This is a genomic window from Lutibacter sp. (assembly GCF_013139515.1).
Taxonomy (GTDB): domain Bacteria; phylum Bacteroidota; class Bacteroidia; order Flavobacteriales; family Flavobacteriaceae; genus Lutibacter.
In genome coordinates this window covers 1-18,165 of record NZ_WTAR01000051.1, presented here as the reverse complement: position 1 = coordinate 18,165, position 18,165 = coordinate 1, and the positions used below count along the sequence as shown (strand labels likewise).

General features: G+C 32.2%; 12 protein-coding genes. 11 read left to right on the top strand and 1 reads right to left on the bottom strand.

What is annotated here, in order from left to right; translation table 11 throughout:
* The 11 genes from GQ540_RS05520 to GQ540_RS05470 all read left to right on the top strand — a co-directional run.
* A partial coding sequence (locus tag GQ540_RS05520) for a RagB/SusD family nutrient uptake outer membrane protein (RefSeq protein ID WP_291798518.1) occupies positions 1 to 1,407 on the top strand: 1,407 nt, incomplete at its 5' end.
* Positions 1,408 to 1,451: 44 nt separating this feature from the next.
* Positions 1,452 to 2,483 (top strand): hypothetical protein, encoded by a 1,032-nt coding sequence (locus GQ540_RS05515; protein WP_291798515.1) that lies wholly within the window; start codon positions 1,452 to 1,454, stop codon positions 2,481 to 2,483.
* A gap of 82 nt (positions 2,484 to 2,565) precedes the next feature.
* The gene (locus GQ540_RS05510) at positions 2,566 to 4,059 is read left to right on the top strand and encodes a hypothetical protein (protein ID WP_291798513.1); all 1,494 of its coding nucleotides are present in this window, start codon (positions 2,566 to 2,568) and stop codon (positions 4,057 to 4,059) included.
* A 105-nt stretch (positions 4,060 to 4,164) separates the two neighbouring features.
* Positions 4,165 to 5,208, top strand: a complete 1,044-nt coding sequence (locus GQ540_RS05505; RefSeq protein ID WP_291798511.1) for a hypothetical protein — start codon at positions 4,165 to 4,167, stop codon at positions 5,206 to 5,208.
* 10 nt (positions 5,209 to 5,218) lie between these two features.
* Positions 5,219 to 6,700 carry a hypothetical protein gene (locus GQ540_RS05500; RefSeq protein WP_291798509.1) on the top strand — a complete coding sequence of 494 codons (1,482 nt, stop codon included), beginning with the start codon at positions 5,219 to 5,221 and terminating at the stop codon, positions 6,698 to 6,700.
* A 32-nt stretch (positions 6,701 to 6,732) separates the two neighbouring features.
* Positions 6,733 to 9,201 carry a beta-galactosidase GalB gene (gene galB / locus GQ540_RS05495; RefSeq protein WP_291798507.1) on the top strand — a complete coding sequence of 823 codons (2,469 nt, stop codon included), beginning with the start codon at positions 6,733 to 6,735 and terminating at the stop codon, positions 9,199 to 9,201.
* A 14-nt stretch (positions 9,202 to 9,215) separates the two neighbouring features.
* Positions 9,216 to 10,679 (top strand): arylsulfatase, encoded by a 1,464-nt coding sequence (locus tag GQ540_RS05490; RefSeq protein WP_291798504.1) that lies wholly within the window; start codon positions 9,216 to 9,218, stop codon positions 10,677 to 10,679.
* A gap of 9 nt (positions 10,680 to 10,688) precedes the next feature.
* Complete coding sequence (locus GQ540_RS05485) at positions 10,689 to 12,152, top strand: arylsulfatase (protein WP_291798500.1); 1,464 nt, start codon at positions 10,689 to 10,691, stop codon at positions 12,150 to 12,152.
* Positions 12,153 to 12,163: 11 nt separating this feature from the next.
* The gene (locus GQ540_RS05480) at positions 12,164 to 13,561 is read left to right on the top strand and encodes a sulfatase (RefSeq protein WP_291798497.1); all 1,398 of its coding nucleotides are present in this window, start codon (positions 12,164 to 12,166) and stop codon (positions 13,559 to 13,561) included.
* Between the two features lie 16 nt (positions 13,562 to 13,577).
* Positions 13,578 to 16,010: a sugar-binding domain-containing protein gene (locus GQ540_RS05475; protein WP_291798495.1), complete on the top strand. Its 2,433-nt coding sequence runs from the start codon at positions 13,578 to 13,580 to the stop codon at positions 16,008 to 16,010.
* Positions 16,011 to 16,029: 19 nt separating this feature from the next.
* Positions 16,030 to 17,892, top strand: a complete 1,863-nt coding sequence (locus GQ540_RS05470; protein WP_291798492.1) for a sulfatase — start codon at positions 16,030 to 16,032, stop codon at positions 17,890 to 17,892.
* A 9-nt stretch (positions 17,893 to 17,901) separates the two neighbouring features.
* On the opposite strand, the gene GQ540_RS05465 is transcribed toward GQ540_RS05470, so the two are convergent.
* Positions 17,902 to 18,165, bottom strand: a 264-nt coding sequence (locus GQ540_RS05465) for a glycosyl hydrolase 53 family protein (RefSeq protein ID WP_291798489.1), incomplete at its 5' end; no start/stop codon positions are given.

Sequence of the window (18,165 nt, the reverse complement as noted above, 5' to 3'; positions counted from 1 at the left end):
TACAAGACAGAGAAAGATGCAATGTCAGCATTAAATGGTGTTTATGATGGGCTTCAATCAAAAGATTATTATGCTAACAACGTTTGGCATATGAGTGATTTTACTACAGAAATAGTTATTGGTTTTTGGAAAGATCCATTTGATAGATTCACTTATGAAAATGATGAAGGAAATAAGATTTATCCTTTATGGAAAAAAGCTTGGGTAGTTAATAATAGAGCAAATTCTGTAATTGATAGAGTTACAGAAATGGATTTAAACGAAGAAATTAAAAATAGAATTATTGGTGAAGCTAAATTTATAAGAGGTTTAAATTACTTTAATTTAGTACGTTATTTTGGACATATTCCATTAATTACTAAAGAGACAACTTCAATTGATGAAAACCAATTTAATAGTCAAGTTACTAGAGATGAAGTATACGATCAAATTATTGAAGATTTACAATTTGCAGAAACCTATCTTCCAATTGTACAAGAAGAAGTTGGTAGAGCAACATCAGGAGCCGCAAAATCAATACTAGGGAAAGTATATTTAACAAGGTCTGGTAATTATTTAAATCACGAAACTGGTATTTTAGAAACTGGCGACCCAATGTATTATCAATTAGCTGCTGATAAGTTAAAAGAAGTTATTGATGGAAATGCATACAGTTTAGAAGCTAATTTTGAAGATGTATTTTCTCCAGATAATGAAAATGGAAAAGAAATAATATTTGCAATTCAATACTTAGCAGGTACAGGTGCTGGAGCAAATGAAGGAGAAGGAAATTCATTTGGTCCAAAATGGGTACCAAAAGGAGCAGGTATTTCTTTAGCCGAATTTAAATCTGGTGGTGTTCCAATAGAGTTTTACAATTCGTATGGAAGTAGTGATACAAGAAGAGATGCAAGTTTTATGACATCATATATTGACCGTAATGGAGCAACAGTTTCTTACCCACAATCTCCATTAACAGTACCTCACGTGAGAAAATATTTAAGTGACATACAAGAAGGTCCAGATCCAAATTTTTCTGCTGTAGATGAATGGGATTATGGAATGAATTTCCCTGTAATACGCTATTCTGATGTACTTTTAATGTATTCAGAAGCTTTAAACGAAGTTGGTGATGGAAATGTACTATGGGGAATAAACGAAGTGAGAACAAGAGCAGGTCTTACAATTCTGTCAAATGTTGGACAAACAACTTTAAGAAATAAAATTCTTCAAGAAAGAAAATGGGAACTTTGTGTAGAAGGTCATGGATGGTTTGATTATACAAGATTAGGTGTTTTACTAGAAGTTGAAAATTCTTTAGGGCATAAATCAGGTTATCAATACCCTACAGCAAGAAATTATTTATACCCTATTCCTTTTAAAGCAATGGAAATAAATAAAAATTTAAACCAAAATTTTGGGTATTAATAAACAATTAGTCAACACTATCTTTAACTATAAAATTGACAAAGATGAAACATAAAATATTAAAAATAACTTATTTATTCTTACTTCCGGCATTGTTGTTTTTTGGATGTGAAGAACCTGAACCAACACGTGAAATTAGGTTGGAAAGCTATCCTGTACCAACAATTACCTTTAATGATGAACTACCTGACCTTATTCCAATTAGAGTTGAAGATGGCTTTGTGTTTTCACTACTCTTAGAGGCTGAAGGCGGTTTAGGAGGTTTATTAGTAAATGGTGAACAAGTTCATACATCTAGGTACGGACAACTACGTGAAAACGTTGCATATACTTATGTAATGCCTGATGTAGAATTTAGCACAGTACTTTTTACAGTGGTTGACCAAGATGGACAAACAACTGAAAGTAGAGAAATTACAATGAAAGCTGAAGGAAGGCTCCCTCCTATTTTTACAATTTCGGATATGGGTGGCGTATTAGAAGAATTAATTGATGAACCAATGGATACCCAAGGAGGTGGAAATTTTGCTGCTAGAGTTACATCAACAGGAGATCACGAAATAGATTCATATACACTTAGAGGCCTTTTTAGAAATACACAAGAAAGATTTGATGGAGCTTACCAAGTGAATGCTGATGCTCCCGAAGGAGGAAAAGCACTAAGAGTAACAAAACATGCCGCATTTGCACCTAATACAATACTTTACTTTGGAACACCTATTCCAGATGTATTTATTGATGATGTTGATGCTGATAAAAGAGTTTATCAATTTGATATTTATTATGACAATACTCCTGACCCATCCTTTGTTGGAGATTTGGATTTTGATTTTTATTTAATAAATTTTTCAAAATTTAAAAATGATAGATCTGGAGTATATGAAACTTATTCAGGGCATATTCCTAGTCCAAATGCTTGGCATACAGTTACCATGAGTATTAAAGAAATTGGAGGAATTCACACTGGAGATGTAGCAACAACTGAAATAGATGGTATAAGCATTAAGTTTTCAAATGGAGTTGCAACAACAAACCCATATTATTTAAGAAATTTTAGAATTGTAAAGGCAAATTAATATTGAAAATTGATTTAGTTAATTAATGGCAACTTGTTATTTTGAATTTAATAGCTAGTTGCCAACACTAAAAAATAAAAAAATGAAGAATAGTATAATTATAAGTTTACTATTGTTAACCCTAATTGGGTGTGATAATAAAACTACGAGTGATGAATTTACTACATATCCAAAAAGTAGTATTACCATTGACTTTGATACAGCATTAAAAACAGGAATTAACAAAGGAGTTGCAGCTGCAAATTTATGTTGGTTATTAGATTCTGATTTACCTACAGCCAACCCAACACAATCTATGAGAAGTGCTCTTAAAGAATTAGGAGTTGGTTCTTTAAGGTTTCCATATGGTGCATTAGCTGAAAATTACTTATGGGATACAGCACCTTTTGATAGTGAAAAACCTATTGGGCAATTAAACCCAAAAGTTGCTTCTACAAATACAAATGTTGGTACGTGGTCTTGGGCAACAAACCCAGATGGCACTTTCAAAAAAGCAATGGACTTTGATGAGTATATGGATATTTGTCAAGATTTAGAAATTAAACCATTAGTTGTAGTTAGTATTCAGTCATCAACATTTAATGGAGGTCCAACACCTGAAGAGTTAGTAACATCTGCCGTAGAATGGGTAAAATATGCCAAAGCAAAAAATTATGATGTTGCCTATTGGCAAATAGGAAATGAAGTAGATCATAATAGCGGCCTAAATAGTTTAAATTTATATGTAAGTAGATATCAAGAAATGGTAACAGCTATGAAGGCTGAAGACCCTACTATTAAAGTGGGACCTGGGCTTTTAAATGCTCCTGATTATTTCAATGCAATTATAACTTCAACTCCAGATTTAATTGATTTTGTTTCAGCACACCAATACATGTTCTCTTTTATAAATACAAGTGCAAATTATGATTTATGGAAAGAAGATGATAGCAACTTTGTTCCAAATGTATTCACTATACAAAATGCAGTAGCTAAATCAGTCAAGCCAACCATGGAAATTGTTATAACAGAAACGGGGGTAACTACTGGTGTAAACGACATAGGATTTGTAAGTAATACGTATAAAGCACTTTGGTGGTTTGATGTATTAATGACTGAAATTGGGCGCAAAAATGTGGCGTATTCTTATTTTTGGGGAACACACTCTCCTTGGAATGATGGACAGCAACCAGTTGATAACCTAGATAAAGATGTTGGTGTTTTACTGAGATTAGATAATAATTCTCGTAAACCAACTGCTGAAATTATAAAATTAGTAAATGAAAATATGTTAGATAACTTGGTTAAAACTACTACAGGTGAATTTTCAGGTTATATAAAAACATACGCAGGTGTTAATGATGAAGGAACAAAACATACTATTTTCTTAATGAATAGAAATAATGAACCTGAAGAAGTTATATTACAACTTAACAACTTACCTAATTCAGTAAACCATTTTACAAGAAAAGAATTTAAAGGAACTAATCCTGAAGACAGAAACCCTTTAATTGAAGAAGCTGGTAATGTATCCGTTTTAGAAAAAACAGTTAGAATTACATTACCTCCACTATCAGTTACATTTTTAAACAATTAGGTTTAAAAATCATAAATAATGGGTTTTATGATTTTACTTAAAAGGGTAAAACACGATAGTTTTAGCCCTTTTAAATTAATATTTAAAGAAAGCTTCATGAAAAAAATGAAAACGATTTTCGTTACTTTATGTTTTGCATTTTCCTTTTCAGGTTTATTTGCTCAGGATTTTGAATATTCTTTAGAAGTTGAAGATGTACATGAAGGTCCTGTCATCAAAAAAGGTGATTCTAACACGCAAGATAATAAGTACGGTTTTGAAGGAGGAACAGTCATTCGTTACAAAAATGAATACCACCTTTTTACTGCTGAACGTTTTGGAAAACCAAGATTAGTAAAGATGCGTTTGGCTAATTGGAAAAGTAAAGATGGAATTAATTGGGAACGCTTGTCAACCATTTTTGAGTCAAGTGGAAATTTTACTGGTGAAGATAAGTACGCTTCCTTATGGGCACCAATGCCTTATTTTAATAAAGATGAAGACCGATGGAATATTTTTTATGTTGCTTACCGTTCAAAACCAAATGATTCTACAGGTTGGTATTTAAATTATGAAGGAAGAATCGCAAGAGCATTTTCAGAATCTCCTGGCTATGATGGTTTACAAGGCCCTTATAAAAATGCAGGATTTGTTCTTGAACCCGATTCAAAAGATGGAGATTGGGTAGGTTTGCAAGGCAACGATTCTTTTTTCGGTTACCAAGTTGAGAATAATTGGTATGCTTTTTATGGAAGTGCTCAAACACAAAGTAATAGAAATACAAAATATCCAAAACATAACTTAACAATGGCAACAGCTGTTAAATTAGCTGGTCCGTGGGAAAAACTAACAGAGAAAGGTCTTGTTAAATTTCATGAAAAATTTGCTGAAAATCCAGTAATTACAAAACTTGATAATGGAATGTATGTAGCATTATTAGATTCTAGTAAAGGAAGTTTTGGATATTCATTTTCTAAAGATGGACTTATTTGGGAAGAAGCTCGATTTATTAAACTTGCACCTTATACAAAAAAATGGTGGACAACTGTACGTACACCTCTTTGTCTGATTCCAGAAAATGATGGTTTTTATACTGTTTTCTTTACTGCATTTACAGAGAGTGGATTTGCTGAGGTTGGAAAAGTAAAGCTTAAATTGATAAAGAAATAAAACTTTATAGGTGAGACATAAAATAATAATTACATTCTTTTTTTTCATATTTATTGGAACTGTTTTAGGACAAAACATAACAATAGATTTTGGTACAAATATGAAAACCGGAATTAATAATGGAGTTGCTTCTGCAAACTTATGTTGGCTATTAGATTCTGATTTACCAACCCCTAACTCAACCCAATCTATGAGAACGGCACTTGCAGAATTAGGTGTGAAATCTTTAAGGTTTCCGTACGGAGCTTTGGCTGAAAATTATTTATGGGACACCGCGCCTTTTGATAGCACAAAACCTATAGGAAACTTAAACCCGAAGGTTGCATCAACTAGTAAAAATCCAGGAAATTGGACTTGGGCTACAAACTTAGATGGTACTTTTATAAAAGCGATGGATTTTGATGAATATATGAGTATTTGTCAAGATTTAAATATTACACCACTAGTAGTTGTAAACATTCAGTCTTCAGAATACACAGGAGGTCCAACTGCTCAAGATTTAATAGATTCAGCTGTTGAATGGATTAAGTATGCAAATGATAAAAACTACAATGTAGCTTATTGGCAAATTGGTAATGAAGTTGAACATGTCAACTCAAGAGTATTTACAAAAGATGAATACATTAGCCATTATGTAGCAATGGTAACCGCAATGAAAGACGAGGATTCAACAATAAAAGTTGGGCCTGGAATTCTATCAAGTATTGGCTATTTTAATACAATTATTGATACTTATCCAAATTTAATTGATTTTATATCTGCCCATCAATATATGTATTCATTTACTGAAACTTGTGCAACATATGACTTGTGGAAAGAGAATACAGAAAGTTACATTCCAAATGTGACTGGTATACAGAATGCAGTATTAAACTCTTCAAAACCTACTATGGAAATATTGGTTACCGAAACAGGTGTAACGCCTGCAAAAGATGGTTTTGGAAGCATTAATAATACGTATAAAGCGCTTTGGTGGTTTGAAGTTTTAATGAATCAAATACAATTAAGCAATGTTTCTTATTCGTATTTTTGGGGGACGCATTCTCCTTGGAATAGTGGAGAAACTCCAATCGATGATGCTATCAAAGATGTTGGCCTTTTACTTCGTGTAGACAATAATACACGTAAACCAACTGCAGAAATTGTAAAATTGGTAAATGAAAACATGCTAGAAAACCTTGTACAAACAACACAATCTGTAAATTACATTAGAACATTTGCCTCCATAAATAACGATGACACAAAATATTGTGTGTTTTTTATGAACAAAAGTAATGTTACTCAAAATGTAGTTGTGCAGCTAAATCAATTACCTGCAAACACAACTACATTCTCTCGTAAAGAATTTAAGGGTACCACTTATGATGATATTTCCCCAACAATTGAAAATGTAGCAGATGTTAATGTATCTTTAGATGATACTGTAACTATTACTTTAGAACCTTTATCTGTAACCATATTAAATAACAAAGATACTTGTGATTGTAATTAAATTTATCAGAATAATTTTCAAATAACCTAAAAATGAAAAAATACAGCTATTTACTTCTCTATATAATTGGTTTAGTTTCTTGTACGCAACCTCAAGAAAGAACAGTTACTTCTTTTAACGAAAATTGGTTTTTTACAAAAGGTAAAATTTCAGGTGCTGAAAATCCAACTTTTGATGATTCTTCTTGGAGAGTTTTAGACGTGCCACATGATTGGGCAATTGAAGGTCCTTTTGCAAAAGAAAATAACGCAAGAAGTGGAGGGCTTCCATTTTTTGGAGAAGCATGGTATAGAAAACATTTTAATGTAAATGATTCATTAAAAGGTAAGATAATTACAGTAGAATTTGACGGAATTATGAGTAATTCTACAATCTACTTAAATGGGAAAAAAATAGGTGAAAGACCATACGGTTATATTGGGTTTCAAGTAGATTTAACACCGTATTTAAAATACAATGAAGACAATGTTTTGGCTGTAAAAGTAGCTCCTGAAAATTATTCTTCACGTTGGTATCCTGGAGCAGGTATTTATAGAAATGTAAGAATGGAGGTTAAAAACCCAACTCATGTAGCTTTTAAAGGAACGTACGTTACTACTCCAAAAATTACAGATGCTGCGGCAACTGTAAAAGTTGAAACTACAATTAATAGTAAAGAATTAAATTCTGGGAAATTTGAATTAGAAACTTCTGTAGTAGATGCATTAGGTGTACAAGTTGCATCAACTTCTTCAGAATTTAAAATTACAGATAAAAACACTAAAAAAATTGAACAAAACTTAAGTGTAGAAAACCCGAACAGATGGGATTTAGACAATCCGTATTTATATTCAGTTAAAACAGTTCTTAAAAAAAATGGAGTTTCAATAGATACGTACAACACAACTTTTGGGATAAGAACTATTGAATTTACAAGTGAAGAAGGCTTTGTTTTGAACGGAAGAAAAGAGCGATTTAGAGGTGTTTGCTTACATCATGATTTAGGGCCTTTAGGTTCAGCTGTTAATTATAGAGCTACCCAACGGCAGCTTGAGATTATGAAAGAAATGGGTATAAATGCCATACGTACAAGTCATAATCCAACTTCGCCTGAACAATTAGAATTGTGCGATAAAATGGGAATCTTAGTTATTGCTGAAGCTTTTGATGGTTGGAAAATACCAAAAGTAGAAAATGATTACAATAAATATTGGGATGAGTGGCATGAAAAAGATTTAAGAGATATGCTTAAAAGGGATCGTAATCACCCTTCTGTAGTGATGTGGAGTATTGGTAATGAAATGAACGAACAACGTCATAAAAATGGTGGTAAAATCGCAAAAATGTTAACAGATATCTGCCATGAAGAAGATATAACTAGACCTGTTACTGCTGGTTTTAACGCATATCCACATAGTGTTAAAAATGGTTTAGCAGCTGCAATTGATATTGTTGGGTTTAATTACAAACCAACACAATATAATAATTTATTAAAAAAACATCCAGATTGGATTGTTTATGGTGCTGAAACATCATCATGTGTAAGTTCTAGAGGGGTATATCATTTACCATTAGAGAAATATAACAAACATGAATCTTTACAAGTATCTAGCTATGATATTATAAGTCCGCCTTGGGCATATGCTCCTGACATTGAGTTTAATGCACAAGAAACAATGACAAAATCATTAGGAGAATTTGTCTGGACTGGTTTTGATTATTTGGGAGAGCCAACACCATACGGAGGCAGAGATAACCATACGCATGGAAACTGGTCTGGCGATTGGCCTTCACGTAGTTCATATTTTGGAACAGTTGACTTATGCGGGTTTCCAAAGGACAGGTTTTATTTATACCAAAGTGTGTGGACTAAAAAACCGATGGTGCATATTTTACCGCATTGGAATTGGGAGGAGCAAAATGTTGAAAAAATTCCTGTGTATGCATACTCAAATTGCGAGGAAGCTGAATTATTTTTAAATGGAAAATCGCTTGGAAGAAAAACAATGGGTATAGATAAAACGACCTTACCTATTAATTTCAATTGGTGGAAACGACCAGAAACCACTTGGGACTCACCATATCGTTTAAACTGGAATGTGAAATATGAGCCCGGAGAACTAAAAATTGTGGCTTATAATAACAATGTTGAGGTAGCTTCAAAAATAATAAAAACAGCTAGTAAACCTGCACAAATTAAATTAAATCCAGACAGAAGTACCATTTCTGCAGATGGTAAAGATTTATCTTTTATAACCATTAAGATTGAAGATAAAAACGGTAATTTTTGTCCGTTAGCAGATAATTTAGTAAAATTTAAAATAACTGGACCAGGAACCATTGCAGCTGTAGGAAATGGGAATGCCGCAACATTAGAGCCTTTTCAGGCAGATTATAGAAAAGCGTTTAACGGTCTTTGTATGTTAATTATAAAAAGTGAAAAAGGAGAAAAAGGAGCAATTCAAATTGAGGCTACTTCTGAAGGGTTATCTTTAGGTAAAGTTGTAGTTACATCAAAATAAAAAAATAAATTATCATGAATAAATTTACAATCATTTCAATAATAGCACTATTATTTTTCGTTTCTTCTTGTAAGAATACATTAAAACAAGAAGTAACAAAAGAAGAGAAAATACTTCCAAATATCGTTTATATTTTAGCAGATGATTTAGGCTATGGAGATGTAAGCTATTTAGGTCAAAATAAATTTGAAACGCCTAATATTGATAAATTAGCAGCGCAAGGAATGGTTTTTGCCCAACATTATTCAGGTTCAACTGTTTGTGCACCTTCTAGATCAGCTTTAATGACAGGGCAACACACTGGGCACACACCAATTCGTGGAAATAAAGAGGTAAGGCCTGAAGGTCAATACCCAATGCCTTCAGAAAGTTTTACTGTTGCTGAGTTGTTGAAAGATAACGGCTATACAACAGGTGTTTTTGGAAAATGGGGACTTGGATTTCCAGGTTCAGAGGGCGATGCCAACAATCAAGGTTTTGATGAGTTTTATGGATATAATTGTCAACGTTTAGCGCATAACTATTATCCGTATCACCTTTGGCACAATCAAGAAAAAATAGTTTTAGAGGGAAATCAAGGCACTGAAGAAAATCAATATGCACCTACTTTAATGCATAATGAAGCATTAAAATTTATGGAAATGAATAAAGAAAAACCTTTTTTCTTGTTTTATGCTTCAGCATTGCCACACGCAGAATTATTGTTACCTCAAGAAAACATCGATGAGTTTAAAGGAAAATTGCTTCCAGAAAAGAGTTATAAAGGAGTAGATAGTGGTGAAAAATACAAAGCAGGAGGTTACGGTTCTCAAGAAAATTCACATGCCGCGTTTGCAGCAATGATTACGTTGTTAGACACACAGCTTGGAGAACTAAATAAAAAACTTGAAGAATTGGGTATTGCTGATAATACGATGGTTATTTTTACTTCTGATAATGGCCCACATCAAGAAGGCGGTGCTGATCCAACATATTTTAATAGTAACGGACCTTTTAGAGGTGTTAAACGGGATTTGTATGAAGGTGGTATTCATGTGCCTATGGTTGTAAAATGGCCAGGAAAAATTAAAGAAGGTTCAAGTACAAATCATATTTCAGCATTTTGGGATTTTATGCCAACAGTTGCTGAAATAGTAGGTGCTAAAAACCCAGAAAATAGTGATGGAATATCATTTCTTCCTTCTTTATTAGCTGAAGGAATTCAAAAAAAGCACGAATATTTATATTGGGAATTTCACGAAAAAGGCGGTCGTATTGCAGTTAGAAAAGACAATTGGAAAGCTGTAAGGTACAATGTGTTAAAAAACCCAAATAGAAAAGTTGAATTATACGATTTATCTAAAGATCCAAGTGAGGAGCATAACATTGCTAAAGAATTTCCCACAGTTGTAAAAGAACTGGCTCAAATTATGATTGATGCAAGAACTCCTTCAGAAGTGTATAAATTTGCATCACCAACCTTTTTAAATGTTGATTAAAATTTAGTTATGAAAATATCAAATTTCGTTTCGGTATTTACAGTTGCATTATTATTAATTGTTTCTTCTTGTAAAAGCACCTCAAAAAAAGAGGCGCTTAAAGAAACAAGCACAACACCAAACATTGTTTATATTTTAGCAGATGATTTAGGGTATGGAGATGTGAGTTATTTAGGTCAAAAAAAATTTAAAACTCCAAATATTGATCAGTTAGCCAAGCAAGGAATGGTTTTTACGCAACATTATTCAGGTTCAACAGTTTGCGCACCTTCAAGATCTACATTAATGACAGGCCAGCATACGGGTAATACACCAATTAGAGGAAATCAGGAAGTGAGACCAGAAGGACAATTACCAATGCCAGCAGAGAGTTATACAGTTGCAGAACTACTTAAAGAACATGGGTACACTACAGGTGTTTTTGGTAAATGGGGACTTGGGTTTCCAGCTTCTACAGGAGATGCAAATAATCAAGGTTTTGATGAGTTTTATGGATATAACTGTCAGCGTTTGGCACATAGTTATTACCCATATCACCTTTGGCACAATCAAAAAAAAATTATATTAGAAGGGAACAAAGGATTTCAACATAATCAATATGCTCCATATTTAATACACGATGAGGCAATTAAATTTATGGAGATTAATAAAGATAAGCCTTTCTTTATGTATTATGCATCTGCATTGCCACATGCTGAATTGTTGCTACCTCAAGAAAATATAGATGAGTTTAAAGGAAAATTTTTACCTGAAAAAAGTTACAAAGGAAAAGATCGTGGAGAAAAATACAAAGCAGGAGGTTATAGGTCTCAAGAAAATGGACATGCAGCCTATGCTGCTATGATTACATTGTTAGATAAACAAGTAGGAGAAATAGTTTTAAAATTAGAAGAATTAGGAATTTCAGATAACACAATTGTAGTATTTACCTCAGATAATGGACCACATAAAGCAGGTGGTGCAGATCCTTTATATTTTAATAGTAACGGTTCTTTTAGAGGTATAAAACAAGATTTGTATGAAGGAGGTATTCGTGTACCAATGATTACAAAATGGCCAGGGAAAATTAAAGAAGGTTCTAGTACAAATCATATTTCTGCATTTTGGGATTTTATGCCAACAGTTGCTGAAATTATAGGAGTTGATAAGCCTAAAAATATTGATGGGATTTCTTATCTTCCTTCTTTATTGAATAAAGACACACAAGAAAAACACGAATATTTATATTGGGAATATAATTACAAAGGAGGGAGAATTGCAGTGAGAAAAGACAATTGGAAAGCTGTAAAATACAATGCATTAAAAAATGTAAACAGAAAAATTGAGTTGTACAATTTAGAGAGTGACCCAAGTGAAACAACTAATATAGCGAATGAATTTCCAGAAGTTGTAGCAGAACTTGCTCAAATTATGAGAGAAGCTAGAACACCTTCAGAAGCATATAAGTTTGATTTTAAAATACTTGAAAACTAGCATAATTTTAAATGAGAAATCCAATTATTAGTATATTACTTAATTTAATGTTGATAACTGTTTATTCATGTAAATCAACAACTTTTGAATTTACGAATAAGCCGAATATCATTATTTTTATGGTAGATGATTTAGGTTGGACAGATTTGGGAAGTTACGGTAGTGACTTTTATGAAACACCAGCCATTGATAAAATTGCCACTAACGGAATACGTTTTACAAACGCATATAGTGCAAGTTCAGTTTGTTCTCCAACAAGAGCTGCAATAATGACCGGAAAATACCCTGCAAGAACTAAAGTAACAGATTGGATTGCCGGGCATAATTTTCCGTGGGCACAACTAAAAGTTCCACAGTGGAAAAAATATTTGGACCCTAATGAAATTACACTACCTGAATATCTTAAAGATAAAGGATATACAACAGCCAATATTGGAAAATGGCATTTAGGAGAAGAGAGTACATATTGGCCAAAACACCAAGGATTTGATATTAACAAAGGTGGATATGCAAAAGGTGGACCGAGAGGACATTATTTTAGTCCGTACCACAACCCAAGATTAACGGATGGTCCAAAAGGAGAATATCTTACGGATAGATTAACTGATGAAGCTATTCAATTTATGAATGGAACAAAAGAAGCACCTTTTTTCTTATACTTTTCACATTATGCAGTGCATACTAAATTAGAAGCTAAACAACAGGTTATTGATAAGTATAAAAATAAAATTGAAACTAACAATCCGCATCAAAACCCAATTTATGCTGCTATGATTGATAGTGTTGATGAAAGCTTGAAACGATTTCTTCAAAATTTAGAAGAAACAGGAAAAATAAACAATACCATTATCTTTTTTATGAGCGATAATGGAGGATTAACAAAAGTGACTTCAAATGCACCGCTTAGAGATGGAAAAGGATCTATTTATGAAGGTGGTGTTAAGGTGCCAATGATTATTTATGCACCAAAATTGATTACAAAAGGAAGTGTCAATACAACTCCAACAATTACGATGGACGTTTTTGCTTCAATAACTGATTTGCTACACATTAAAACTATTACACCAATTGATGGGATTAGTTTAATACCACTAATTTTAGAAGAAAAAGAAATAAAACGAAATGCTCTGTATTGGCATTACCCGCATTATCACCAAGAAGGAGCAGTACCTTACAGCGCAATTAGAGAAGGTGATTGGAAGCTAATAGAAAATTTAGAAGAAAATAAACTTGAATTGTACCACCTTTCAGAAGATATTGGTGAAACAAAAAATTTGACATTAAATAATCCTTCAAAAGCTGCTGATCTAAAACAAAAATTAAATCATTGGAGAACAAAAATTGAAGCACAAATGCCAATAAAGAACATCGATTATGATAAAACAAAAGAAAGAAAAAAATCAAATTAATTGTAAGAAACATATTATGAATTTTAAACACGTTGGATTTTTATTCCTTTTAATTTTTATAGCAAGTTGCAAAACGAATACTGATACAGTTTCTAGGTCTAGAACATCGTTAGATTTTGATTGGAAATTTATTCAAAAAGATATTGTTGCTGCTGAAAAACCAACTTTTAATGATTCAGATTGGCGTTTGTTAAATGTACCACATGATTGGAGTATTGAAGGTGAATACGATGAGAAAAACCCTTCAGGAATAGCAGGTGCATTTTTACCTACAGGTATTGGTTGGTATAGAAAGGATATTAATATAGATAAATTAGCCGCAAACGAAAAAGTATTTATAGAATTTGATGGTGTATATATGAATAGTGATGTTTGGATTAATGGCCAACATCTTGGAAACAGACCTTACGGCTATGCAAGTTTTAGCTACGATTTAACACCATATATTAAAGAAGGTTCAAATATTTTAGCTGTAAAAGTTGATCATTCTAAAGCACCAAGTGGAAGATGGTACACAGGATCTGGAATTTACAGACATGTTTGGTTGACAAGAACTAGCAATGTTTACATACCACAGTGGGGTACTTTTGTGACAACACCAAAAGTTTCTGAAGAATTATCAGAAGTAAAAATTGTAACCGGATTAAAAAATGAAACTGGAAAACAGCAATATGTTGTTCTAGAAAATAGTATAAAAGATGCATCAGGAAAAGAAGTTTCAAAAGTAGTTTCTGAAATAAAATTAGATGGAAACTTAGAAATAGAACAATTTTGTGAGGTTAAAAACCCAGCATTATGGTCGCCAGATTCACCAAATATGTATACACTTATAAGTAACGTACTTGTGGATGGAAAAATAACAGATACCTATACAACTCCTTTCGGAATTCGTTCTATTGAGATGAGAGGAAGCAAAGGTTTTTTCTTAAATGGAAAAATTATAAAGTTTAAAGGACTAAGCAATCATCATGATGCAGGTTCGGTAGGTTCTGCAGTGCCAAATGATGTATTGTATAGAAGATTAAAGTTGTTAAAAGAAATGGGTTGTAATGCGTTAAGAACAACGCACAATCCTTTTTCTCCTGAATTTTATGAATTGTGTAACACCATGGGGTTTATGGTTATGGATGAAGCTTTTGACGGTTGGTGGAATCCAAAAGCCGAATTTGATTATGGTAATTATTTTAAAGATTGGTGGCAACAAGATTTAACTGATTTTATGAAACGTGATCGAAATCATCCATCAGTAGTCATATGGAGTGTTGGTAACGAAGTGCATAAATTTAAGCCAAAAGAACAAAAAACATTGGTTGATTTTGCTCGTAAAATTGACAATACACGTCCAATAACACAAGGGAGAGGTTACAGTGCCCCTTATATAGATATGGCTGGTTTTAATGGGCATGGTGAGTTTAAAGGAACATTAGAAAAATACCACAAAAAGAATCCTGATAAATTAATAATTGGTACAGAAATTACACATACATTACAAACTCGTGGGGTGTATCGTACAAAAACGTGGTATCGAACAAAAGACAATCCTGCTCCATGGGAAAAACCATCGCAATTTAAAAAAATGGAGAAAAAGGTGTATAAAATTAAAGATTTAACAGAGGAAGAAGTTTTTACAGGAATTACAAAAAAATACCAATCTTCATATGATAATTCAATTGTTAGAATTGGGGTTCAAGATGATTGGAAACGTGTTGAAAAATACGATTATTATATTGGTAATTTTAGATGGACTGGGTTTGATTATTTAGGTGAATCTTTTTCATGGCCAGCACGTACAGCAAATTTTGGAATTATAGATTTAGCAGGTTTTCCAAAAGACCATTATTACTTATATCAAAGTTTATGGAGTGATAAACCAATGGTGCATGTATTGCCACATTGGACACACCCGGGAAAAGAAGGTGTAGAAATACCAATGGTTGTTTACACTAATTGTGAAGAATCGGAATTGTTTTTAAACGGTAATTCATTAGGTAAAAAAGAATATAAAGGGGATCAATTAGTTTGGAATGTTCCTTATCAAAAAGGTGAAATAAAAGTTGTTGGTTATAATGATGGAAAAGAAATTACCTCTAAAACTTTTAAAACTGCAGGAAAACCAACAGGTATTCAAATTACTTCTGATATAAATTCTATACGTGCAAATGGAACTGATGTTGTTCATTTTGAAGTTACTATTGTAGATGAGTTTGGAACAATGGTTCCTTACGCAAGCAATGAAGTAGCAATTCAAATTGAAGGAGCTGCAAAATTAATAGGAAGTGATAATGGTGATATTTTAGATGTATCAGTTGCAAATTCTAGTAAAAGAAAAGCTTTTAATGGAAAAGCACTATTTATAGTTCAGTCAACTAGAGCAGCAAAAGAGAGTATTACCATTACATTTACTTCCGAAGGTCTTAAAAAAGAGATGCTTAAGATAATTGTGAATTAAAAAATATTAATTTTATTAGATGTGTTATAAAAATCTATTTTCAATAATTTTAATTACAATTTTAACATTTAGTTCTTGTAATAAAGTTAAAAATGTAAATGAACAACCAAATATTGTTTGGATAACTTCTGAAGATAATTCGAAACATTATATGAAATTGTTCGATGAAAATGGAGTAAAAACACCTCATATTGAAAAATTAGCTGAAAACGGTATTGTATTTACACGTGCGTTTTCAAATGCGCCTGTTTGTAGTGCAGCACGATCTACATTAATTTCTGGATGTTATGGACCACGCATAGCATCTCATTATCATAGAAAAAGCAAACTAGTACCAATGCCTAAAGAGTTAGAAATGTTTCCAGCCTATTTACGTAAAGCAGGTTACTACACTACAAATAAGCACAAAGAAGATTATAATATTATTAAATCTGATAGTGTTTGGGACGAATCTTCAAAACAAGCAAGTTGGAGAAATAGAGCAGAAAATCAGCCATTTTTCCATGTATTCAATATTATGACTACACATGAAAGTAGGTTGCACTTTTCAAAAAAGAGAATGAAATCTAAAAGTACAATTACAAATAAAGATTCAGTTTTTATACAACCAAATCACCCAATAACAGAAACATTTAAATATACCAATGCATATTATAGAGATAAAATTGTTGAAATGGATAATGAGGTTGGAGAAGTTATCAGTCAACTTAAAGAAGATGGTTTGCTTAAAAATACATTTGTGTTTTATTTTGGTGACCATGGAGGTGTGTTACCAGGAAGTAAAGGGTATTTAACTGAAACTGGCTTGCACGTTCCGTTAGTGGTTTCAATTCCTGAAAAGTATAAGCATTTAGTAAATGAAAAATCTGGGAGTACCACAAATGGGTTTGTAAGTTTTATAGATTTTGGAGCTACAGTTTTAAATATTGCAGGAATTAAAATTCCGAAAGAAATAGATGGAAAACCTTTTCTTGGTAAAAACGTTGATTTTAAAGAATTCACGAGTCGTGATGAAACATATAGTTATTCCGATAGACTTGATGAAAAATATGATATGGTACGTTCCTTAAGAAAAGGAAAATATAAATATGTTAGAAATTATCAGCCTTTTAATTTTGACGGATTAATGAATAATTATCGATACAGACAATTAGCTTACAAAGAATGGAGTACTTTAAATAACGACCATAAGCTGAATAAGGTTCAAACTTCGTTTTTTGAAGTAAAACAACCTGAATTTTTGTATAATGTTGAAGATGATCCTTTTGAAACAACTAATTTGGCGACAAATCCAAAGTTTTTAGAAACGTTAACTCAAATGCGTGAAAAGTTAACTACTTGGGTAAAAGATATGCCAGATTTGTCATTTTTCCCGGAACATTATTTAATACAACATGCATTTAACAATCCTGTTGAGTTTGGGCAACAGCACAAAAATGAAATTCAAAATTATATTGATATCGCCAACTTAATGTTATTAGATTTTGAATTGGCAAAATCAACAATTAAAAAAAGTTTAAATTCAAATGATCCTTGGGAGAGGTATTGGGCACTTATAGTTTGTAGTAGTTTTGGTGAGAGTGCAATTGAATTAACTCCAATTATAAAGCAAATAAGTATATTGGATACAGAACTTGTAAATAAAGTTCGTGCTGCTGAATTTTTAGGAATTGTGAAAGCTAAAAATCCTTCAGAAATAATGTTAAAAGCGCTCTATGAAACGAATGATGAAATTGAAGCCTTATTAATTTTAAATTCTATTGTTTTAATGAAAGATGGGTTTTCTAAGTATTCTTTTTCTATTGAATTAGAGAAAATAGCAGTAAATGTTAGCGGAAATAAAGTAGTAAAACAACGTTTAAGTTATTTAAAGGTGTTGTAGATACTAATCTCACTTATTTAATGAAGCATTGTAAAACTTCATTCCCAAATTTGCTTTATTATTTTGATCAAATAAGGTTGCATTATCCCAATGTGAACCTTCTCCCCATAAAGTACTACAACTACTAGAAACCCAAGCTGGCTCCCAATATATTAAACCTTCACCGCCAGCATTTTCAATTACTTCAGCTAATTTATTTAGAAAATCTAATTGACCTTGTTCTGTTGCAGGATAATTTGGAATTAACGCATCTTCACCCAATATATTTCCTGC

What these genes read in the sequence shown, in the direction of transcription:
- GQ540_RS05515 (WP_291798515.1), top strand. Translation starts at nt 1,452, where the DNA reads ATGAAACATAAAATATTAAAAATAACTTATTTATTCTTACTTCCGGCA.
- GQ540_RS05510 (WP_291798513.1), top strand. Translation starts at nt 2,566, where the DNA reads ATGAAGAATAGTATAATTATAAGTTTACTATTGTTAACCCTAATTGGG.
- GQ540_RS05505 (WP_291798511.1), top strand. Translation starts at nt 4,165, where the DNA reads ATGAAAACGATTTTCGTTACTTTATGTTTTGCATTTTCCTTTTCAGGT.
- galB (WP_291798507.1), top strand. Translation starts at nt 6,733, where the DNA reads ATGAAAAAATACAGCTATTTACTTCTCTATATAATTGGTTTAGTTTCT.
- GQ540_RS05490 (WP_291798504.1), top strand. Translation starts at nt 9,216, where the DNA reads ATGAATAAATTTACAATCATTTCAATAATAGCACTATTATTTTTCGTT.
- GQ540_RS05485 (WP_291798500.1), top strand. Translation starts at nt 10,689, where the DNA reads ATGAAAATATCAAATTTCGTTTCGGTATTTACAGTTGCATTATTATTA.
- GQ540_RS05480 (WP_291798497.1), top strand. Translation starts at nt 12,164, where the DNA reads ATGAGAAATCCAATTATTAGTATATTACTTAATTTAATGTTGATAACT.
- GQ540_RS05475 (WP_291798495.1), top strand. Translation starts at nt 13,578, where the DNA reads ATGAATTTTAAACACGTTGGATTTTTATTCCTTTTAATTTTTATAGCA.
- GQ540_RS05470 (WP_291798492.1), top strand. Translation starts at nt 16,030, where the DNA reads ATGTGTTATAAAAATCTATTTTCAATAATTTTAATTACAATTTTAACA.